This window comes from Streptomyces griseorubiginosus (assembly GCF_017614965.1).
Taxonomy (GTDB): Bacteria; Actinomycetota; Actinomycetes; order Streptomycetales; family Streptomycetaceae; genus Streptomyces; species Streptomyces griseorubiginosus_B.
In genome coordinates this window covers 1-20505 of sequence record NZ_WVUG01000104.1, presented here as the reverse complement: position 1 = coordinate 20505, position 20505 = coordinate 1, and the positions used below count along the sequence as shown (strand labels likewise).

The window sequence follows — 20505 nt, the reverse complement described above, 5'->3', positions numbered from 1 at the left end:
GGAATGTCCGACGGTAAGGAAGGTGGCCAGGTGACGGAGACAGCCGCAGCGCTGCGAACGGTCGCGCACAACGTCCGGGCGGCACGCATGCGCGCGGGCCTGTCCCTGGACGAACTCAGCCGCCGCGCCCAGGTCAGCAAGGGCGCCCTCGTGGGACTGGAGAAAGCCCAGGGCAACCCCAACCTGGCCACCCTGGTCCGGCTGGCCGACACCCTGGGCATCTCGGTGTCCGCCCTGATGCAGGGCTCGCCCGAAGGGCGTGTCCGCGTCGTCACGGCCGATGCCGTGGCGCCCCTGTGGACGGGCGAGCGGGGTGGCGAGGCCCGGCTCGTGCTGACGACCTCGGGGCCGGCTCCGGTCGAGGTGTGGCGTTGGCGACTGGAGCCGGGTGAGGACTATCCCAGCCATCCCCACCAGGCCGGGGTCGTGGAGACGGTCAGCGTCATCTCCGGCCGGATGACACTGGTCGTCGACGGCAGCGAGCACACCGTCGAAGCCGGCCAGACCGCCACCTTCGACGGCGACGCCCCGCACACCTACCGCGGTGCCGGCACCGAGACCTGTCATCTGATCATGACGGTGCACCTTCCGCCCGGTCCGGCGTCGACCAACTGACCCAAGGAACTGCACACTCGTCACAGCGCCGCGGTCACCGCCGACAGCAGGCGCCACAGCCGGGTGTGCGGTGTGGGGTCGGGGATGGCCCGGTTGGTGAGGAAGGCGAACGCGATACCGGATTCCGGGTGGGCGAAGGCCAGGTGTCCGCCGAGGCCGTCATGGCCGAACGAGCCGGGGCCGAGCATGGGCTGACGCGGGTTCGACAGCTCGAAGACGGTGCCGAAGCGGGTGGGCTGGTCGACCAGGACCTGATCGGGCCCGTGGACCTGCTGCCGGCGGACCCGGTCCACAGTGCTGGGGGAGATGGCCCGCAACGGGCCGTCGACCACGCTGGAGTAGAGCCGGGCAAGTGACCTCGCGTCGAAGACACCGTTGGCGGCGGGGATCTCGGGACGCCACAGCGCGGGATCGTTGAAGAGATCCGCTGTGATGACGGGGTTGTTGAAGGTGGCGTGGGTGAGCGTGCCCGGCGCCTCGGCGGCCGTGGCCAGGCAGGCGCCGATTCCCGGCGTGGGAGAGGCCTCCAGGTATGTGACGACACGGTGGTTGTGCTCGGTGGGCAGACCGATCCATGCCTGAAGGTCTGCGCTCTGGGCGAACCGCTCACGGAGCAGGGCGCCCACGCTCTTGCCGCTCGCGCGTCGTACGACCTCGCCGACCAGGTAGCCGAGAGTCAGGGCGTGGTAGCCGTGCCGGATGCCCGGGTACCACGCCGGCTCCTGTCGGGCCAGCCGCCGCACGCACCCGTCCCAGTCGGCGAGGTCGGCTGCGGTCACCGGCTCGTCGAAGGCGGGCAGGCCGGCTCGGTGGGAGGCCAGTTCACGGACCAGGAGCCCCTCCTTCCCGGCCCCGAATTCCGGCCAGTAGGCCGACACGGGCGCATCGAGATCCACCTCGCCCGTGTCGACCAGGCCGGCGAGCACCAGGCCCATGACGCCCTTGGTCGTGGAGTACCCGACGTGCAGCGCGTCCTCGGGGTACGACGTCCCGCTGGTGTCCCGGACGCCGCCCCACAGGTCCACGACCAGCTCGCCGTGGTGGTAGACGGCGACGGACGCGCCGAGGTCGTCGCCGTTGCGGAGATTGCTCTCGAAGGCGTCCTGGACGCCCGAGAATCGGGGCGACGTGTAGCCGGATGCCGTCGCCACCGCCTGGTACCTCGTGCTCATGCCTGCTTGCGCTCCAGTTCCTGCATCACCGTGCCGCCCGCCATCAGGTCGATGACCTCGGCCGCCTCCATCTCGCCTCGCGCGAAGGAGGCGACGAGCCGGCCGTGGGCGAGGACGGCGAAGTGGTCGCCGACCCGCAGGGCGTGGTGGGCCTGATGGGTGATCAGCACGACGGCGACTCCGCGGTCCCGCGCCGACTCCACGGCCTGCAGGACGATCTCGGCCTCGCGGACGCCGAGCGCCGAGGTAGGTTCGTCCAGGATCAGCACCCGGGCGCCGAAGTGCAGGGCGCGGGCGATGACGAGGGCCTGGCGCTCACCGCCGGACATGGTGCCCACCAACTGGTCGGCGTCCCGGATGCGCCGGATGCCCAGTTGCCGGATCTCCTCCAGGGCGATGCGCCCCGCCGTCGCGGCGTCGAAGCGGCGCAACAGGCCGCGGCCCTTGGTGGGTTCGGCGCCGAGGAAGAAGTTGCGGGCCACGCTCATCAGCGGGACCGTGCCCGCGCCCTGATGGACGGTGGCGATGCCGCGGTCCAGGGCGTCTCGCGGGCCGCCGAGGGTGACGGGTTCGCCGTCGATGGACAGGGTGCCCTCGGTCGGTGTGTACACCCCGGAAAGGATCTTGATGAGGGTGGACTTGCCGGCGCCGTTGTGCCCGAGGAGACAGAGCACCTGGCCGGGGCGGACGGTGAGCGAGACATCGGCGACGGCGGTCACGCCGGTGAACCGCTGGGTGACGCCCCGGAGTTCGATGAGGGAATGGTCGGTCGTGGTGGTCGTCATGAAGGTCACCTGCCGCTCAGTGCGAGCTTGCGGAAGTAGTTGTTCGCCATCACCGCGACCAGCAGCAGAGCGCCGAGGAAGAGCTGGGCGTAGTCGGTGTTCCAACCGGTGTAGAAGATGCCGATGCTGACGATGCCGTAGGTCGCCGTGCCCAGCAGGACGCCGACGGTGGAGCCGTAGCCGCCCTGCAGGAGCACACCGCCGATCACGGCGGCGATCACGCCGTCGAAGATGAAGCTGGAGCCACGGGTGACGTCGCCCCCGCTGTAGGCGATCGTCTGCAGGACACCGACGAGCGCTGCGCCGGCGGAGGTGGCCATGAAGAGTCCGACCTTGACCCGGGCGGTCGGCACACCGGCGTCCCGGGCCACGTCGGGGGCCCCGCCGGTGGCGTAGATCCAGCTGCCCGTGCGGGTACGGGTCAACACCCACCAGGCCACGACGGTGATCGCCAGCCACCACACGATGGACACCTGGAACTGCCCTGCCTTGGAGCCGAACACCGCCTGCACGCTCGGCTCCGGTGCCAGCGTCACGGCCGTGCTCCCGGACAGGGCGCGGCTGAGGCCCAGCGCGCCGCCGCCGACGACCAGCGAACTCGCCAGGGTGACGATGAAGGAGGGGAGGTTGGTGCGGGTGGCGACGAGGCCGTTGACCAGCCCCACCGCCAGGCCGAAGCCGATCGCGAGGGGGATCGATGCCCACTGGGGCATGGTGTACGTCCCGCTGCCGATGGCCACGATCGCCGAGGTGGCGCCGACGACCGAGCCGATCGACAGGTCGAACTCGCCTGCGATGAGGAGCAGGGCGACCGGGGTGGCGACCACGCCCAGTTCGGCTGCGGTGTCCAGCCAGCTCGCGGTGCCGTCCACGCTGGTGAAGCCCGAGCCGGACGCGGTCACCAGGAAGAAGACGTACACGGCGACGGCGCCGATGAGCGCGCCGAACTCCGGGCGGCGTGCCGTGCGTGCGATCAGTGAACGGCCGAGGGGTTCGCTCTGCTCGTCCGGCACTGCGGGTGCGGCAGCCGCTTGGTCGATGGTCATGACTGCGCTCTCCTGAAACTGGAAGTCTGATGCGGCGTCTCAGGCGGCACCGCGGATGCCCTGGTACGTCTCGTTGATCTTCAGTACGGCGGCCGCGCTGTCCTTGTCGATGACGAGGGGACCGGTGAGGACCGTGCCGGAGGGGGAGATCTGGTACTGCACGTACTGCTTGGCGATCAGGACGCCGTAGTAGGTCTGGAGGTAGGGCTGCTGGTCCATGGCGTACTGGATCTTGCCCGCCTCGATGTCCTTGAGGACCTTGGTGGACGGGTCACCGCTGCCGATGACCAGCTTGCGGCCGATGTCGTTCGCTGCGGTCAGCGCACTCTCCGCGACGATGGAACCCGTCGTGAACACGCCGTCGATGCTCTTGTCGGCCTTGAGCGCGCCCTCGATGGCCTGGGTGACCTTGGTCGGGTTGGTCGCGTCCTGGTACGGGATGCGCAGTTCACTCGCCGTGCCGCCGCTCTTCTTGAGCGTGTCGGTGTAGCCCTTGCACAGCTGCTCCAGGGCGGGGTTGCCCGGGACCGTGTTGACGCACAGTCCCTTCTTCACGCCGAGCTTGGCCGACCGCTCGCCCGACCTGGTGCCGGCGACCACCGGCTCGATGCCGACGAAGGCGAGGGCGCCGTCCTGCTTCCAGTCCGACTCGCCGGAGTTGACGACGACCACCGGGATACCGGCCTTGACCGCGGCTTTGATCTCGGGGTTCTGGGCGGCGGGGAAGAAGTTGCCCACGACGATGGCGTCCGGCTTCTTCGCTATGGCCGCCTGCATGAGCCTGGCGAGCGTCGGGCCGGAGGCGTCGGTCGAGGTCGGGCTGACGTACTCGGTGGAGACGTTCAGCTCCTTGCCCGCGTTGTCGGCGCCGGTCTTCATCGCGCCGAAGAACGGGTCGCTCAGCGGACCGGACACGACGATCACGTGGAGCTTGCGGCCGGAGGATCCGCTGGAGTGCGAGCCGGTGGAGTCAGTGCGCTTGGAACACGCGGCGGTGACGGCGGTGGTGGCGACGACGGTCGCGATCAGGGCGATGCGGGATCTGCGGAAACGAGGCACGGGGGGACTCCTTGAACGGGATAAGTGATCAGTGGTTGCGGTGAGGGGCATACAGCGACGGGGGTCCTTGTGAGGTGGGGGGCGGGGTTCCGCCACATAGGGGTGGGTGGCGGAACCCCGTGGCAGCGCCCGCCGCGTCAGGTAGGCGGGCACTGGTCTGGATCACCCGGTGGGGGCGGGCTCGGGCGAGTCCGCCCGATCGGGCGTGCCGAGCTGGTTCCACACGGCACGCACGAGCTTGTTGTCCCGGCCGCCGCGCAGCAGCGTCAGGCTGACCACGGTGGAGACGGCGGCCACGGCGATGGGGTAGGCCACACCGGCGAGCTGGTTGCCGGTCGATGCGGTGAGCGAGAGCGCGATGAGCGGCATGAACCCGCCGAAGACACCCGCTCCGAGGTGGTACGACACCGACAGCCCCGTGTAACGGATCCGGGGCGGGAACAGCTCGGTCAGGTAAGCGGCTGTCGGCGCGTACACCATGGCGCTGAACACGATCTGCAGTGTCACCGCCACGACCACCTGCGCCCATGACCGGTGCGCGGCGGCTTCGCGGATCCACGCGTACAGGGGCAGGAAGCTGACGGCCGACAAGGCCAGGCCCGCCACGATGACGCGCTGCCTGCCGTACCGGTCGGACAGTCGGCCGAACAGGAGGTAGGAAGGGGTGCCCAGCACCAGCGCGACGGCCATGCAGACGTTGGTGGTGAGGAAGTCCACCTTCAGCACGCTCTGCAGGAAGTACAGAGCGTAGAACTGGCTGGTGTACCAGATCGCTCCCAGCCCGGAGGTCAGGCCGAACAGGACGACGAGGACGAGAGCGAGGGCTTTGGGGTTGCCCAGGGTCTCGCGGACGGGCGCCTTGGAGAGGGTGCCCTGTGCCTGCATGCGGGTGAACACAGGCGACTCGTGCAGCTTCAGCCGCATCCTGAGGGAGAGACCGACGAGGACGGCGGAGAGCAGGAAGGGCAGTCGCCAGCCCCAGGCGGTGAACGCGTCCTCGCCCAGCAGCAGCCGACAGGCGACGACGACACCGATGGACAGCAGCAGCCCGAGCGTGGCCGTGGTCTGCAGGAAGCTCGTGTAGGTGCCTTTGCGGTCCGCGGGGGAGTGCTCGGCGACGTAGGTGGCTGCGCCGCCGTACTCGCCTCCCACCGCGAAGCCCTGCAGCAACCGCAGCAGGACCAGCAGTACGGGGGCCGCCGTACCGATGGTGTCGTACTTCGGGAGACAGCCGATGAGTGTGGTGGCCGCGCCCATGACGACGAGGGTGGCGAGGAAAGTCTTCTTACGGCCGACCCGGTCGCCGAGCCTGCCGAAGAACAGGGCCCCGAGGGGGCGGACGACGAAGCCGGTGCCGAACGCCGCCACACTCACCAGCAGCGCGAGGCTTGATTCGCCGGTGGGGAAGAAGAAGCCGGAGAAGACGACGGCGAGACTGCCGTAGACGAAGAAGTCGTACCACTCGATGAGCGTGCCGGTGCTGGACGCGGCGATGATGCGGCGCAGTTCTTTCGGAGAGGTCTGCAGGGGCTGGGGACTGGACATGGTGATCCTTCCCGACGCCGGTACGGCGTGTCACGTGAGTGCAGAAGACGGGCGGAAGAACTCAGGGCGAGCAAGGGGGCGGTGGCCCCGATCGCGTTACACGCAGCGTCAAGAGCCGGGCTCAGCCGCCGACGGCGGCGGTCTGCGGAGCCCATCGGCCGAGGCGCGCGGCGGCGTCCTGCGCCATCCTGCGCACCACTTCCCCAGCCGGCAGGATCTCGTGGACCAGGCCCACTCCTTCGCCGACGATCATGTTCGCGATGTCGAAGTCCTGCTGGGAGACGGCGTCCTTGAACTCTGCGGCCGCGTCGGCCAGTTGTGCGGCCAGCTCCGTCTCGCGCCCGTGCCAGCGGTCGATGAAGCGGTTGCGCAGCACGCGGCCGTTGTACTCGACGGGCCAGTCGTAGCTGCGCACGATGTCGTAGACGCTGGTGCGGATGGTCTCGTCGCCGGCGGCGGTCACTGCTCGGGCGTGGGCGCGGGCCGGGACGACGGCTTCCTCCGTCGCCCAGAAGCGGGTGCCGACGAGGACCCCGTCCGCTCCGAGGGCGAGCGCGCCGGCGAGCCCGCGACCGTCTGCCACGCCTCCCGCGGCGAGCAGGAGCGTGTCCGGGGCGCGGTCGGCGATCAGGTCCGCGACATCGGGGACGAGGGTGAACGTCGACCGCGTTCCCACGCCGTGCCCGCCGGCCTCCCCGCCCTGCGCGACGACGGCGTCCGCTCCGGCATCGAGGGCCTGGCGGGCTTGCTCCAGGGTGTGGATCTGGCACAGCAGCGGTACGCCCGCGGCGCGGATCCGATCCGCGAAGGGCACCGGGTCACCGAAGGACAGCATGACCGCGGCCGGCTGGTGTTCCAGGGCGATGTCGAGCAGCTCGGGGTGGAGGGCCAGGCTCCAGGTGATGAAGCCGCACCCGACCCGGGTGTCGCCCGCGGCGGCGAACTCCCGCTTCAGCCACTCTCCGTCGCCATAGCCGCCGCCGATCAGGCCCAGTCCGCCCGCGGTGGTCACCGCGGTGGCGAGCCGGGCCCCGGAGACGAGGTCCATGGGGGCGAGTACGACGGGGTGTTCGATTCCGAAGGCGTGGGTAAGGCGCGTTGTCAGCAAGGCGAAGTCCTCTTCGTCCAGGCATCCGCCCGTTGGTGCGTGGGCGGTGCGGCGTTAAGGGGACAGTAGGTTCGCCGAGATTTCAGATCCAACGATTGCTTGCGATGGCTGCCATCACCGTCAGAGAACTTTCCGATGGCCAACAGGCGGCCGGGGGGTGAATCAGCGCAGCGTTGAACCCTCGGTGGAGCCATTGCAGTAGGGAAGCGCGTGGCCTCCGGACCCGACGCCCGGACGCTTGCACAGCCACATTTCGGTGCCGTCGATGCGGAGCGAGGTCGTTGATGCCGATCATGGCGAGGCGTACGCCCGGGGTGGTCAGCGCTATGCCCACCAGCAGGCACGGGTCCGTATGGCGAGACAGGCGCGCCGCGCATATCGGCAGCGGAATTGTTCCCGTCTGCCGGCCAACTCCTCGACTGGGGCTTTGACTTGTAGCCAGAGGTCCGCGTGTGGGACACACCGTGCGCGCACCAGCACGCGGACCACCACTCGTCGTCCGTCGATCACCGGGGAGAGAGCCCGAACTGCCCCTTCGTGGAGGGCAGTTCGGCGCGCCCGAGGTTCAACACTAGCCCGTGGCCACGGAGGAGCCCCCGACCATCCGCAGGACGGGAGGCGTCTGCTGCATCGCCCGTGCATGTGTGAGGAACCGTGCCAGAGCTGGCGACGGCGGTGCGTCGACGCGCTGGACGAAGACGGTCTGCGCGCGAGCCTCATCCTCCGGCAGCTCGTGCACACGCACATGCTCGCGGGAGATGTACCGCTCGACCACCGCGGCGGGCAGCAGAGTCAGGCCCATGTCCGCACCGACGCAGCCGAGGATGCCCTCCAGCGTTCCGAATTCCATGCAACGAACGCCGACGGCGCCCCGCGCCTGCAGGATGCTCTCCAAGCGCCTGCGGTAGGAGCAGCCGCTGCGGAAGACAAGGATCTTGGGGTCGCGCATGACGGCGTTGAGATCGGTGACGCGGCGCGCCGTGACGAGGACGAGACGCTCCTCGAACACCGGGGTCTCCACCAGGTCGGGTTGCCGCACAGGGCCGTTGACCAGCGCGCCGTCGAGCCGGTATTCCAACACATCCCGGATCAGCTGTTCGGTCGGCCCGGTGATCAGTGAGAAGTCGACGCGGGGACAGTCCTCGGCGAAGGCCGCCAGCACCGTGGGCAGTCGAAGGCCCGCCGTGGTCTCCATGGACCCGATGCGCAGCGGACCGCACGGATCGGTCTCGTCACCGATGACCTGCTGTGCCTCGTCGACGAGCCTGCTGATGCGCTCGGCGTACGGCAGCAGTTGTTCGCCCGCGTTCGTCAGCGCAACGCCCCGCGCGTGCCGACGGAACAGCGGGGCGCCCATCTGCTTCTCCAGCGCGTGGATGCGCGCGCTGACGTTCGACTGCACGGTGTGCAGTTCCTGTGCGGCCTTGGTGATGCCGTGCGTGCGCGCGACAGCCAGGAAGATCCGCAGGTCGGAGAGTTCCACGTCGACCTCCACATGGGCCCGTGGGCAGGAGCATACCTGCGGCCGGTCGTAGGGCGAATGGTGTCAGCGGCTGGGCACGGCCAGGTCGCCCTCGGTGTACTGGGCGCGGCCGAAGCCGAACGACCAGTCCTGAGGGCCGTTCTCGACGATGCTGATGAAGACGTCCTCACCGCTGATGCCGAGGGGCTCCAGCTGTTTGGCGACGGTGTGGAAGAGGCGTTGTTTGACTTCGGTGGTACGTCCGGACTGGGTGAAGATCTGGATCATCACCAGCCGGTCGCTGCGCTCGAAGCCGAGGCCGGCGTCGAGGGCGATGACGTGATCGGCGTCGTGCTCGGTGATGACCTGGAACCTGTCCCGCTCGGGGATGTGCAGCACATCAAGGAGCGCCTGATGCGTCGCGTCTGCGATGGCCCTGAGCTCCTCGGGACGGCGTCCGCGGATGAGATCGATCCGTACGAAAGGCATGTGTCTTTCCTCGTTCGTCTTGTTGCTGATGCGTGTGTGGGGAGGGCGGATCAGCGCTTGAGTGGCACCCACGTTCCGTGTGGTGCGGCCCGCAGCAGGGAGGACAGGCCGGCTTCGTGGAAGGCCAGTTCGATCTCCGCCAGTCCCTCGGTGAAGTGGGCCCAGGCGTCGTAGTGGGCCGGGATGACGGTGTCCGTACCCAGGACGGCCGCTGCGGCAGCGGCGGCGCGGCTGTCCAGTGAGAGGGGGCGCCCGTCGAACTTGGCCGGGACGCGTGCCGCTCCCACGTGCAGGACGGCCGCGTCGATGTCGGGCACCCGGCGGGAGATCTCCGCGACCGTGCGGATGGAGGCGTTGTCGCCACTCACGTACACGGTGGGCAGTCCCTGCCCGGAGAGCACGAACCCGGTGACCTCGCAGTTGACGTTCCCGTCGGCGTCGCGCTCGCCGTCCTCGGGGCCGTGGACCGCGGGAACCGCCAGCACGGTCAGATCGCCGCCGCCGTCCGGTCGGGGAACCGAGTGGCTGGACCACGGTGTGAGCCCGACGGCCGGCGCGCCCAGCCGTCCGGCGGCCAGAGGGCCGGTGAGGACCAACGGGGCGGCCTTCGCGAACGCGCGGCCGCGCTCGTCGAGGTTGTCGGGATGCGTGTCGTGGCTGACCAGAACGAGGTCGACCGGACCCACGGCGTCCTCGTCGACGGCGGTGTCCGCCGTTTTGGTGAGGTACCCGTGCGGGCCCGCCTCGTCGAAGGTCGGATCGCTGACGATGCGCAGTCCACCGAGGTCGATCACGGCGGTGGGGCCGCCCAGGACGGTGATCGCGGATTCCTGTCGGGGCAGACCTGCGGTGCGGGTTTCGCTCATGCCCTCGACGCTAGTGATGTCCCGCGTCCGGCAGAAATGCCTGTCGTGGCCCATCTATGTGTGTCAGGCATAGATCCGGTTCGCGGGGCTCGATCACGGCCGGGTGGTGACCGGTACCGCGGCCTCCAGGAACCGGCGGATCAACGTTCGCCGGGCGTCGGGGAAGTGGACGAGACTGACCGGACTCGCCGGTGCGTTGGTGAGAGGCACGAAGCGCACGGCGGGGTGGGGGGATCGGCGCTGCGCGACTTCGGGGACGATGCCGATGCCGCGGCCTGCGGCCACCGTCTCCAGCCATTCGTCGTAGTTGGTCGTTTCGATGATCCTCTCGGGGCGCTGGTCCACCGGCCATGACCAGGGTCCGGTCGTGCCGCTGACGGTGTTGACGACCAGGGTCCAGTGCTGGACGTCCGTCCAGTCCAGATGGTCGAAACGGGTCAGGTCGGAGTGCTCGGAGCATACGGCGATGCGCGGCTCGTCGAACAGGTGCACTGTTCGCGCCCCTCTTGGCGCGTCGATCTCGCCCCGTACCACCGCGATGTCGAGCGTGCGCTGACGCAGTGCCTGGAGGGGGTCGTCGGTCCGGGTCAGGGAGACCGTCGCTCCCGTGGCCTCTTCGAAGCGGCTGACGGTCTCCTGCGTCCAGGGATCGGGCAGCAGCCAGCTGAAGCCGAGCCGCAGGGTGATGCGGTGGCTGACGACGGCGAGAGCTTGATCGAGGGTCGCGAGCACCCGCTCCACGTGCAGGAGGAACTCCGCGCCGGTGTCGGTCAGTTCGACATGCCGCGAGGACCGGTCGACCAGGCGGACGCTCAGGTTGCCCTCCAGTTGCGCGATCGTTCGGCTCAGTGCCGGCTGTGTGATCAGCAGTTCCTCGGCGGCACGGGAGAACGAGCGATGGCGGGCCACCGACGCGAAGGCCCGCAGGTGACGCAGTTCGACGTCCATACTCCGCGCGCCCCTTCCCGGCATCCATGCCCGCCATGCATAGAGGCACCTTAACCGGCATTTCACAGCGTGACAGGCGGTCCCTAGCGTCAAGGGCGCCCAGAGAACGCCACCAGGAAGGTGCCCAGGACCGTGCAGTCATCAGCCCCGCCCCGTCCGCGAACGCCGTCTCCCTGGACGATCGTGGCCCAGGCGGCGGCCGCGCTCGCCGCGGGACAGGGAATCGGCCGGTTCGTCTACACCCCGATCCTTCCCCTCATGCACGCCCAGGCCGGACTCACCTCCGCGCTCGGAGCCGACCTGGCGACCGCCAACTTCATCGGCTACCTCGCAGGCGCCCTGGCCGGCATCGCCGCACCCGCCCCCTCGTACGCTCGACCGCCGTCCTCCGTGGCTCCTTTGTCGTCCTGGTTGGCACGCTGGCGCTCATGCCGGTCACCCGCGACGGCAGCGGCTGGTTCCTGCTGCGCCTCGTGGCGGGCGCGACCAGCGCGTTGATCTTCGTGATCGCCGTCAGCGCGATGCTCTCCGGCCTGCGTGCGCACGCCCACCACCTGGTCGGCTGGGCCTTCGGCGGAGTGGGTGCCGGCATCGCCCTGTCGGGCCTGCTGGTCGTCGCCGTGCAGGCCGCCTCCACCTGGCAGGCCGCCTGGTGGACCTGCGCCGCCCTGGCCGCCCTCCTCGCCGCGATGGCCTGGCCCCTGTCCCCGCAGCCGGAACCGACGAGTTCCCAGGCGGCCATCCGGACCGAACGACCCCGCACGCACCGCTGGTTCGTGGCTCTGCTCACCAGCTACACCTTCGAGGGCATCGGCTACATCATCGCCGGCACCTTCCTCGTCGCCGCGATCCAGCAGGGCGTTCCGGGCCGTCTCGGCTCCGGGGCCTGGATCGTGGTCGGCCTCGCCGCAGTGCCCTCGTGCGCGCTGTGGACCCGGCTGGCCGGCCGCTGGTCCCGGCCGGCCCTGCTGCTCACCTCACTGACCATCCAGGCCGTCGGCATCGCCCTGCCGGCGCTGCTGGGCGGTGCCACACCCGCACTCGTGTCCGCCGTGCTGTTCGGCGCCACCTTCATGGGCGTCTGCACGATCACCCTGTCCATCGGCGCTCACCTTCAAGTACCGCGCTCCGTGGCCCTGTTGACGGCCGGATACAGCGTCGGCCAGATCCTCGGTCCGCTGCTCGCCGCCCCGCTGCTGAGCCACGGCTACCACCAGGCGCTCCTGCTGGGCAGCGCGCTGGTCGTCGTCTCCGCTGTCGCGGCGGCCGCCGTCTGCATCCGCTTCCCACACCAACTCGGCCCCGTGGCCCAGGCTGCCTGACGCCCTTGCCTGCCCAAGGAGTTGCCATGAGCACCACCCTGCTCTCCGACCTCGGAGCAGACCTTCCTCTCATCGCGGCGCCGATGGCCGGAGGACCCAGCACCCCCGCACTGGTCACCGCCGCCGCCCGGACAGGCGGCCTGGGCTTCCTGGCCGGCGGGTACAAGACCGCACAGGCACTCGCCGGGCAGATCCACACCACCCGCGTGGAAGGCGTCCCCTTCGGCGTCAACCTGTTCGTCCCCAACCGGCTCCCCGTCTCCCGGGAGGAGTACCGGCGCTACGCGCGCAAGATGCAGACGGAGGCCGACCACTACGGCCTCACGCTGCCCGAGGAGCCTGTCGAGGACGACGACCACTGGACGGACAAGATCGACCTCCTCACCGCTTCCCCCGTCCCCTGGGTGTCGTTCACCTTCGGCATCCCGGACCGCGGGGTCGTCAGCGCCCTGCGCAGGGCCGGGAGCACCGTTCTGCAGTGCGTCACGTCGGCCACCGAGGCACGTCGAGCGGCTGACGCCGGTGTCGACGCCCTCATCGTGCAGGCACCGGCCGCCGGCGGACACTCGGCCACGCTCACCCCCGAGCGGCTCCCTGAACAGATCTCGCTGCCCGACTTGATCTCCGATGTCCGCCGCGCCGTCGCCCTGCCTCTCATCGCCACCGGCGGAATCACCACCGCCGCCGACGTGAAAGGCGCGCTGGGTGCGGGAGCCCAAGCCGCCATGGTGGGCACCGTCCTGCTGCGCACGCACGAGAGCGGCGCGTCCGCACCGCACAAGGCGGCCCTGGTCGACCCGGCCTTCCCCACCACTGTGGTCACCCGCGCTTTCACCGGGCGACCCGCGCGCGCCCTGCGCAACCACTTCACCGACCGATACGACCCGGTCGCCCCGGGCGGCTACCCCGCCCTCCACCACCTCACCGGTCCACTGCGCAAGGCGGCCGCCGCCGCCGCCGACACACAGCTGATCCACCTGTGGGCCGGGACCGGGCACCGGCAGGCGAAGGCCGAGTCCGCCGCCGCCACCTTCGCGCGGCTGGCTGAACACCTATGAGTCCCGGGACGGGCCCACCGTGCCGTGTGCCCCGCCTCGGGATGATCCACAAAAACCGTCACCATCACGGAGGTATGACATGACCAGTGAACTGGTCCCCGGCAACACCCTGATCACCGCTTCCGCCCAGGAGGGCCGCGAGCTCGCCCTCAAGATGGCCCGGCTCGTCATCAAGGCCACGCAGCCCGACGGCGCGGTGCGCGAGCGGTTGCGCCCGGAGTACGCACAGGACGCGGACTCGCTCATCTCCATCGCCCACGTGGTCGCGGTGGAGTTCGCGACGATCGCGGCGGCGAACGACTACTGGCGCTGACCGAGCGCCGGAGGTCCGCGCCACGTGCGCGCCGAGGCTGTAGGCCGCCTGGGTGGATCCCACCTCGGAGGTTCTCTGCCAGCGATGGCCGCCATCACAACCAATCGTTGGATCTGAAATCTCGGCGAGCCTACAGTCGCCGCAATGCGCGCGCCCCCGACCACAGCCCCCGGGGCAGACACCCAACCCCCGTCCCTTACGCCTCTCAGTGCGAGAACGAAGATTGGCACTACATGACTGCGTCCCCCCTCTCGCCGCAGCCGCTGGCCGAGCCCCTCACAGCGCCGTCCGACAACGAGCACCTCCTGGTGGGGAAGTCATTCATCTTCGCGTTCGCGTTCGCCTACGCCGGATTCTGGATCGCCTGCCTGACACCCGGCACGGTCTCCCTCGCACTCAAGGTCCAGACACTGGTCGGCTCCAAGGACGCCGCGAGCACCTTGAGTGCCATCGTCGGCGTCGGAGTCCTGCTGCCCCTCCTCCTGATGCCGGTCGTGGGGCGGCTGAGCGACCGGACGACGGCACGCATCGGCATGCGCCGTCCCTACCTCCTCGCTGGCGCGGCCGGAGTCGTCGCGCTCGGAGCGGTGATGGGAATCGCCCCCAACGTGCCCGTGCTGCTCGCCGCGTTCGCGCTGTACAGCGTCGCGGCGAACCTGATCGGCACCCCGCTGCTCGCGGTCATCGCCGACCGGGTGCCGGTGCAGCAGCGGGGTCTGGTGTCGGGTCTGGTCGGTCTGACCCTCCCGGTGGCCGTGATCGGAGGCACGTTCATCGTCCAGGCCGTCGCCACCGACACGCTGCTGATGTTCCTGCTGCCGCCGCTCATCGCGGCCGTGAGCGTCCTGGCCTTCATCGCCCTGGTCAAGGACCGCCGGCTCCCCAAGGACGCGCCCCGGCCGAAACTGTCGTTGCGCGAGATCGCCGGGACCTTCTGGGTCAACCCTGTCCGCCACCCCGACTTCGCATGGGTCTGGCTGGGCCGCCTCCTCTTCGTGATCGGTTACGGCTTCCTCACCACCTACCAGGCGTTCTTCCTGCTCAACCACCTCGGATCCAGCCAGAACGAAGTGCCACGCCAGATCTTCGTCGCGAGTCTCGTACTGTCGATCACCACGATCCTCACCAGCGTCACCGGCGGAAAGCTCTCGGACCGCCTCGGCCGCCGAAAGGCCTTCGTGCTGGCCTCCGCGGCGATATACGGCGTCGCGCTGATCATCGCGTCGCTGGTCACAGGGTTCGACGGTTACCTGGTCGCGATGGCCGTCGCGGGCATCGGCTACGGGGCATTCCTCGCCGTCGACCTCGCACTGGTCACCGACGTCCTTCCAGACCCGGCCAACGCGGGCAAGGACATGGCGGTCTTCAACATGTCCAGCACGCTCGCCAACGCTCTCGCTCCCGCGGCGGCCCCGTTCGTCCTCCTGCTGGGCGGCGGATCCTATTCGACGCTGTTCGCCGCGGCCGGTGCTGTCGCCATCCTCGGCGGCCTCGCGATCCTGCCGGTACGGCGCGTCCGCTGACGGCCCACCTCCGCGCACCCCCTTCACGCACCCTCTAGGACACACATGCCGATCGACCCGGACCTGCAGCCGTTCCTGCCCTTCGGGCACCCTCCGAAGGTCATCGAAGACCCGGAGCTCTTCCGGGCGCAGACGAACCAGAGCAACGACAAGGCGTTCGCCACCTTCGGTCGCCCCGGTCCGAGCGTCGCCGAGCGCCGGGTGCTGAGCATCGACTCGGCCGGCGCGAGCGTGCGAGCGATCCTCTACCGGCCGGCCACCCCAGGACCCCATCCGGTCCACATCTTCCTGCACGGTGGAGGATGGGTGATCAACAGCGCGTTCTCGAAGGACTCGGAGGCCGTCAGCCGCCACCGCAGCGTGCACGGCGACTGCATCGTGATCTCCGTCGACTACCGCAAGGCACCCGAGCACCCCTTTCCGGCGCCCGTGCACGACGTCATATCGGTCATCAACTGGATCACCGACAACAGCGGCGAGATCGGCGCACTGCCCGGCGCGATCACCGTCGGCGGCCAGTCGTCGGGCGCCAACATCGCCGCCGGGGCGACGCTCCTGCTGCGCGACCAGGGCCGGAACGACATCGCCCATCAGCTCCTGGAAGTGCCCGTCCTGGACCTGACCCACAGCCGCCCCAGGGAAGAGGGCGACGAATTGCCCCTGTCCATGACGGACGTACGCACCTTCTGCGCGCTCTATCTCGGGGACAGCGGCACAGCCGATGACCCGATCGCCTCGCCCCTGCTGGCCGCAGACCTCACGGGGCTACCTCCGGCGTACATCGCCGTGGCCGAGTACGACGTACTCCGCGGGGACGGCGAGTGGTACGCACAGCGACTGGCCGACGCGGACGTCTCCGCCGAGCTCTACCTGGGGGAGGGGCACGTCCACATGTCCCCGTCCATGACCGGGCAGCTGGCCTCGGCGAGGGCATGGCAGGAGGCGTCGACGGCGGCACTGCGGAGAGCCAACTCGCGGTTGCGCGACGCGAATCGGTGACCGTACGACGGCCGGGCGGAGCCTCGTCTCCAACCTCCCGGCGGTCGCGATGCCCACGCCCCACAGCGTTCCCATCTCTCTGAGGAGCCCACATGACCACCACAGCAACGCACATCGACCACTACATCGACGGCCGCCTCGACGACCGCGCGGCCCAGGACCGCAGTGAGGTCTACAACCCGGCGACCGGCCAGGTCACCGGCCTCGTCGCCCTGGCAACCGCCACGGATGTGGAGGCGGCGGTGCGGGCCGCCGCCGAGGCGTTCGAGACCTGGTCCCTCACCCCGCCGCACATCCGGGCCCGCATTCTGTTCCGCTTCCGCGACCTGGTGGAGCGAGAGGCGGACCGGCTGGCCGCGATCATCACCTCCGAGCACGGCAAGGCGCTGGACGACGCCAAGGGCGAGATCATCCGCGGCCTCGAAGTCGTCGAGTTCGCCTGCGGCATCCCGCAGCAACTGAAGGGCGAGTTCTCCGAGAACGTCGCCCGCGCGGTGGACGCCGTGTCCCTGCGCCAGCCGCTCGGGGTGGTCGCGGGCATCTCGCCGTTCAACTTCCCCGCCATGGTGCCGATGTGGATGTTCCCCGTCGCGCTCGCCTGTGGCAACACCTTCGTGATGAAGCCCTCGGAGAAGGACCCCACCCTCAGCGTCGAGCTCGCCAAGCTGCTCACCGAGGCCGGACTGCCCAAGGGCGTGTTCAACGTCGTACACGGCGACAAGACCGCGGTGGACGCCCTCCTCGCGCACGACGACATTGAGGCCGTCAGCTTCGTCGGCTCCACGCCCATCGCCGAGTACGTCCACCAGACGGCCACGGCCAACGGCAAGCGCGTCCAGGCTCTCGGCGGCGCCAAGAACCACATGGTCGTCATGCCCGACGCCGACCTCGACCAGGCCGTTGCCGCGCTGATGGGCGCCGCCTACGGCTCGGCGGGGGAGCGGTGCATGGCGATCTCGGTCGTCCTCCCCGTCGGCGAGGACACCGCCAACGCCCTGCGCGAGCACATCGTCGCCGCCCTCGGCGACCTCAAGATCGGCCCCGGTACCGAGGACGAAGTCCAGATGGGCCCCCTGGTCACCAAGGCACACCGGGACAAGGTGGCCGGCTACCTCGACGTGGGCACCGAGGAAGGCGCCGAGCTGGTCGTCGACGGCCGCCAGACCGCGCTCCCCGGACACGAGGGCGGCTACTTCCTCGGCGGCTCCCTCTTCGACCACGTCACCCCGGACATGCGGATCTACCGGGAGGAGATCTTCGGCCCGGTGCTCTCCATGGTGCGCGCCCAGTCCTTCACCGAGGCGCTGAAGCTGGTCAACGACCACGAGTTCGGCAACGGCACGGCGATTTTCACCGCCGACGGACACACGGCCCGCACCTACCTGGCCAAGGTCAAGGCAGGCATGGTCGGCGTCAACGTGCCCATCCCGGTGCCCATGGCCTTCCATTCCTTCGGCGGCTGGAAGCGGTCCCTGTTCGGCGACCACCACATCCACGGCCCCGAAGGCGTGCGCTTCTACACCCGCTACAAGACCGCCACCACCCGCTGGCCCAACGACAGCCAGGTACGCGCGGACTTCGCGATGCCGACCCACAGCTGAGACGTCACGCGCCACCGGTGTCGCCGTCCGAACGAGCGACATAGGTGGGGGTTTCGCGAGACTCACACGGAGAATCCCGCATGAACCAGCCGGGCCCACCCAGGAAATCCGCGAATCCGCTCGAACCAGGCCGCCGTATGCCCGGCTGCGCGGCACCCATGGTCGGCCCGCTGCTCTGGCAGGGGCCTGGGAGGATCGTCTCTGCCGGCAGCCTGATGTCGCTGCGCCGTTCCACTCGCGATCGTGGGTGCGCCGCCCCCAGGAAGCCCGCACCTGGGGGGACGGCGACCTGGTTGCCATCGGCTGCCAGACCAACCATGGAGCCATGGCCACCAACGACACGCCCCGCGACCCTCACCCGTACGTCGGGATGTGGGTGACCGCGGACGGATACATCCGCCAGGAACTGCTGCCGAACGGCCGCTACGACGAGGCCCGCGGAAACCGCCAGAGCGCCTATACCGGCCGCTACACCGTCACCGGTAACCACATCGACTACGTCGACGACCTCGGCTTCACCGCCACCGGCGACATCCGCGACGGTATTCTCTTCCACGAGCATCTGGTGCTCTACCGCGAGGGCGACGAGCGCGCCCGGCAGTGAGGCCAAACAGAGATTCCGGCTCAGAACCGCCGAGAAGGGTCCGTCAGATTGCTGGCGGGCTATTCTCGTTCAAGATCGAACCATCCGAAGGGCGTGCCATCCCGGCCTCATCCGGCGCGGTGGGATCGCCATTGCTGTCGAGCACCCCGCCGACGTGAATGTCGGCGAGATCATCGGCCGTTCCACCGCCGGGCCGGCCCGGGCCCAAGCCTTTCCCCGCCACCGCGGTCTGCGGTCTGTGGTCTCTACGATCCCGAGCGACGGGCGGTGTCATCTGCTCCCGCAGGTGGCGGGGCCGATTCTCTTTGGTGGTAGAGGGCCCGTTCCGTACCCGTCACATAGGAAGCCGGCTGTCGCTGAGAGCCCGGCCGGATTCTCCCTGCACCACCTGTACGGATCTCCCTCGCGCCGGAGCGGGACCGGAGTTCGGCGAAGTCAGCCGCGGTGGCGCTGGCCAAATCGGCGAATTCGGGGCTTTTCGCGGAGAGCGTGTCAACGACGAGTTCGCGGCCTTGTCCCAGCCCCGGTAGAAGGTAGGCCCAGCGCGGTCCAGGAAGACCATGCGGGCCAGGTTGTCGAACCGCTGGGATCCGCTCGCAACCTCACCCACCTCCCGGCGCAGACCGTCAAGGCCGCTTGCCCTGCCGTCTGAGAAAGCCTCCGGTGGCGCCGCCTACTCAGGCGGCGCCACCGCCTACGTCGCGGTCGACGGCGTCGACGATGCCCAAGGCATGCAGTGGGCGAGATGCCGTGTGGGCTCCGTAAGTTGCCTGGTTCGGGTTGGGCCGGTGTGGGTTGGTCAGAGGTCGCCGTATTCCTGCCAGCCGCACGCACCGCAGATGACGAGGCGCAGGGCACGGTCGTTGTGGTGGTCGACGGTGACGTAGCGGCGCAGCCGGTCACTGCTGACACCGCACCGCGGGCACGTCTCGTACTGGCCCAGGGAGCCGAAGTCGCTGATGACCAGAGGGTGTTCTGGTTCGGGGTGCTGGCCGCCGGAGGGCGTGTCGGTCAGGGCGAGGCGTACGATCGCGGCCGCTGCTGCGTCCGTCACGCCTGCGGCAAGGCGTACCTGGGGCAGTTGGTTCAGCGGCGGTGGCAGGGGGCAGTTGTCGAGGCGGACGGGTATGACGCGTTCGCTTTCCGCCTGGGCGGCGCCCCAGGCGGCCTTGGCGGCGTAGGACCACAGCAGGACGACGGCGTCGGTCCCGGCCGCGTCGGCGTGGGCATCGGGCACGACATCGGCGCCGGCCCGCGTGAGCGCGGAGGCGAGGGACGCAGCCTGCCGCTCGTCCTTGGGCTGGTACGAAAGGTGAGTACGCACGATCTCATAATGCGACAGGGCGGTACGCCGTTGTGCACCGACAAGTTGGCGCGTTTGGGAGGGTACTGTCGGTCAAGCCGTTCGGGTTCTCGTTCGTCCCTCGCTCCCAAGGGCTGCTGGGACGTGCGAAGAAGATCCCGTCCGTGAAGTAGGGCGCGAGGTCCGCGACATACGGTGAGCTGCTCGTCCTCCAGGTTGAGTGTCAAGGGCAGTGGCCGACCACTTCGCTCACGAACGCGCGGGCAAGTAGGTCTGCATCGGCATCCACCGCATCCTTCCCATCCTCACACCGCGCCGCTTGGCCCGTCTTCTGCGCACTCGCCCTGCCAATCTGCGGGACAAGCCCCGCCGGGCAGTTCGCCAGCTCCACTGGCCCCGCTACCGACAGGGCCGTCAGGCTCACTCATTGGATCACCGCTGTCCGGGCCGCCGGCGTTCTCAACCTGCACGCCTTTGTCCGTGGCCTGGAACTCGACCCGCCGCTGCCCGCGCCGGCGTTACGTCCCTCACCCCAACGGACGCACCGAAGGCATCAACTTAGACGTTGTTGTCTTTCCGGGCTTGAGGGCTGCGTTTCCGCTGTTCGGGCATAGGGTCGACGATCCCGTGGGAGTTGTGGCCTGTCGTGCTGTCGCTGCTTGGGAGGTCGTGGATGCCGTCGGTGGT

Annotated in this window: 18 protein-coding genes and 2 pseudogenes; 8 read left to right on the top strand and 12 right to left on the bottom strand. The window is 69.4% G+C overall.

From position 1 onward, the window contains the following. Positions 1-30 precede the first annotated feature (30 nt). The gene (locus GRC12_RS20545; RefSeq protein ID WP_208780774.1) at positions 31-615 is read left to right on the top strand and encodes a helix-turn-helix domain-containing protein; all 585 of its coding nucleotides are present in this window, start codon (positions 31-33) and stop codon (positions 613-615) included. A 20-nt stretch (positions 616-635) separates the two neighbouring features. On the opposite strand, the gene GRC12_RS20540 is transcribed toward GRC12_RS20545, so the two are convergent. From GRC12_RS20540 to GRC12_RS20495, 10 genes are all read right to left on the bottom strand, one after another. Beyond that, a complete protein-coding gene (locus tag GRC12_RS20540; RefSeq protein WP_208780773.1) occupies positions 636-1787 on the bottom strand; it encodes a serine hydrolase domain-containing protein in 1152 nt (383 codons plus the stop codon). Then, a complete protein-coding gene (locus GRC12_RS20535; protein WP_244373423.1) occupies positions 1784-2572 on the bottom strand; it encodes an ATP-binding cassette domain-containing protein in 789 nt (262 codons plus the stop codon). Before GRC12_RS20535 ends, GRC12_RS20540 begins: the two co-directional genes overlap by 4 nt. A gap of 5 nt (positions 2573-2577) precedes the next feature. Further along, positions 2578-3618: an ABC transporter permease gene (locus GRC12_RS20530; protein ID WP_208780771.1), complete on the bottom strand. Its 1041-nt coding sequence runs from the start codon at positions 3616-3618 to the stop codon at positions 2578-2580. Positions 3619-3657: 39 nt separating this feature from the next. After that, positions 3658-4677: a sugar ABC transporter substrate-binding protein gene (locus GRC12_RS20525; protein ID WP_208780770.1), complete on the bottom strand. Its 1020-nt coding sequence runs from the start codon at positions 4675-4677 to the stop codon at positions 3658-3660. 162 nt (positions 4678-4839) lie between these two features. Continuing rightward, positions 4840-6222, bottom strand: a complete 1383-nt coding sequence (locus GRC12_RS20520) for an MFS transporter (protein ID WP_208780769.1) — start codon at positions 6220-6222, stop codon at positions 4840-4842. 121 nt (positions 6223-6343) lie between these two features. Then, on the bottom strand, positions 6344-7330 hold the full coding sequence (locus GRC12_RS20515) for an NAD(P)H-dependent flavin oxidoreductase (protein WP_208780768.1): 987 nt from the start codon (positions 7328-7330) through the stop codon (positions 6344-6346). Positions 7331-7901: 571 nt separating this feature from the next. After that, entirely contained in the window at positions 7902-8813 is a 912-nt protein-coding gene (locus GRC12_RS20510) for a LysR family transcriptional regulator (protein ID WP_208780767.1), read from the bottom strand. 63 nt (positions 8814-8876) lie between these two features. Beyond that, on the bottom strand, positions 8877-9281 hold the full coding sequence (locus GRC12_RS20505; RefSeq protein ID WP_208780766.1) for a tautomerase family protein: 405 nt from the start codon (positions 9279-9281) through the stop codon (positions 8877-8879). A 50-nt stretch (positions 9282-9331) separates the two neighbouring features. Further along, on the bottom strand, positions 9332-10147 hold the full coding sequence (locus GRC12_RS20500; RefSeq protein ID WP_208780765.1) for an MBL fold metallo-hydrolase: 816 nt from the start codon (positions 10145-10147) through the stop codon (positions 9332-9334). A 93-nt stretch (positions 10148-10240) separates the two neighbouring features. After that, a complete protein-coding gene (locus GRC12_RS20495; protein WP_208780764.1) occupies positions 10241-11095 on the bottom strand; it encodes a LysR family transcriptional regulator in 855 nt (284 codons plus the stop codon). 132 nt (positions 11096-11227) lie between these two features. Here GRC12_RS20495 and GRC12_RS20490 point away from each other — a divergent pair. The 7 genes and pseudogenes from GRC12_RS20490 to GRC12_RS20460 all read left to right on the top strand — a co-directional run bounded on the left by GRC12_RS20490 (position 11228) and on the right by GRC12_RS20460 (position 18515). Beyond that, a pseudogene (locus GRC12_RS20490) lies at positions 11228-12417 on the top strand (YbfB/YjiJ family MFS transporter). A gap of 5 nt (positions 12418-12422) precedes the next feature. Beyond that, positions 12423-13475, top strand: a complete 1053-nt coding sequence (locus tag GRC12_RS20485) for a nitronate monooxygenase (RefSeq protein ID WP_280117498.1) — start codon at positions 12423-12425, stop codon at positions 13473-13475. Between the two features lie 79 nt (positions 13476-13554). Then, the gene (locus GRC12_RS20480; RefSeq protein ID WP_208780762.1) at positions 13555-13788 is read left to right on the top strand and encodes a hexameric tyrosine-coordinated heme protein; all 234 of its coding nucleotides are present in this window, start codon (positions 13555-13557) and stop codon (positions 13786-13788) included. Between the two features lie 233 nt (positions 13789-14021). After that, the gene (locus tag GRC12_RS20475) at positions 14022-15311 is read left to right on the top strand and encodes an MFS transporter (protein WP_208780761.1); all 1290 of its coding nucleotides are present in this window, start codon (positions 14022-14024) and stop codon (positions 15309-15311) included. A 45-nt stretch (positions 15312-15356) separates the two neighbouring features. Then, positions 15357-16310 carry an alpha/beta hydrolase gene (locus tag GRC12_RS20470; RefSeq protein ID WP_208780760.1) on the top strand — a complete coding sequence of 318 codons (954 nt, stop codon included), beginning with the start codon at positions 15357-15359 and terminating at the stop codon, positions 16308-16310. 92 nt (positions 16311-16402) lie between these two features. After that, positions 16403-17911 (top strand): CoA-acylating methylmalonate-semialdehyde dehydrogenase, encoded by a 1509-nt coding sequence (locus tag GRC12_RS20465; protein WP_208780759.1) that lies wholly within the window; start codon positions 16403-16405, stop codon positions 17909-17911. A 325-nt stretch (positions 17912-18236) separates the two neighbouring features. Then, positions 18237-18515 (top strand): Atu4866 domain-containing protein, encoded by a 279-nt coding sequence (locus GRC12_RS20460; protein ID WP_208780758.1) that lies wholly within the window; start codon positions 18237-18239, stop codon positions 18513-18515. A 799-nt stretch (positions 18516-19314) separates the two neighbouring features. Here the strand turns inward: GRC12_RS20460 and GRC12_RS20455 are convergent. Both GRC12_RS20455 and GRC12_RS45680 read right to left on the bottom strand, forming a co-directional pair. Next, positions 19315-19839 carry a hypothetical protein gene (locus tag GRC12_RS20455; RefSeq protein WP_208780757.1) on the bottom strand — a complete coding sequence of 175 codons (525 nt, stop codon included), beginning with the start codon at positions 19837-19839 and terminating at the stop codon, positions 19315-19317. Positions 19840-19871: 32 nt separating this feature from the next. Beyond that, positions 19872-20002, bottom strand: a pseudogene (locus GRC12_RS45680) (IS30 family transposase); the annotation flags it as partial. Between the last annotated feature and the right edge of the window lie 503 nt (positions 20003-20505).

Coding starts and splice junctions, on each gene's coding strand:
- GRC12_RS20540 (WP_208780773.1), bottom strand. CDS start 1,787: ATGAGCACGAGGTACCAGGCGGTGGCGACGGCATCCGGCTACACGTCG.
- GRC12_RS20535 (WP_244373423.1), bottom strand. CDS start 2,572: ATGACGACCACCACGACCGACCATTCCCTCATCGAACTCCGGGGCGTC.
- GRC12_RS20530 (WP_208780771.1), bottom strand. CDS start 3,618: ATGACCATCGACCAAGCGGCTGCCGCACCCGCAGTGCCGGACGAGCAG.
- GRC12_RS20520 (WP_208780769.1), bottom strand. CDS start 6,222: ATGTCCAGTCCCCAGCCCCTGCAGACCTCTCCGAAAGAACTGCGCCGC.
- GRC12_RS20505 (WP_208780766.1), bottom strand. CDS start 9,281: ATGCCTTTCGTACGGATCGATCTCATCCGCGGACGCCGTCCCGAGGAG.
- GRC12_RS20500 (WP_208780765.1), bottom strand. CDS start 10,147: ATGAGCGAAACCCGCACCGCAGGTCTGCCCCGACAGGAATCCGCGATC.
- GRC12_RS20495 (WP_208780764.1), bottom strand. CDS start 11,095: ATGGACGTCGAACTGCGTCACCTGCGGGCCTTCGCGTCGGTGGCCCGC.
- GRC12_RS20480 (WP_208780762.1), top strand. CDS start 13,555: ATGACCAGTGAACTGGTCCCCGGCAACACCCTGATCACCGCTTCCGCC.
- GRC12_RS20475 (WP_208780761.1), top strand. CDS start 14,022: ATGACTGCGTCCCCCCTCTCGCCGCAGCCGCTGGCCGAGCCCCTCACA.
- GRC12_RS20470 (WP_208780760.1), top strand. CDS start 15,357: ATGCCGATCGACCCGGACCTGCAGCCGTTCCTGCCCTTCGGGCACCCT.
- GRC12_RS20465 (WP_208780759.1), top strand. CDS start 16,403: ATGACCACCACAGCAACGCACATCGACCACTACATCGACGGCCGCCTC.
- GRC12_RS20460 (WP_208780758.1), top strand. CDS start 18,237: ATGGCCACCAACGACACGCCCCGCGACCCTCACCCGTACGTCGGGATG.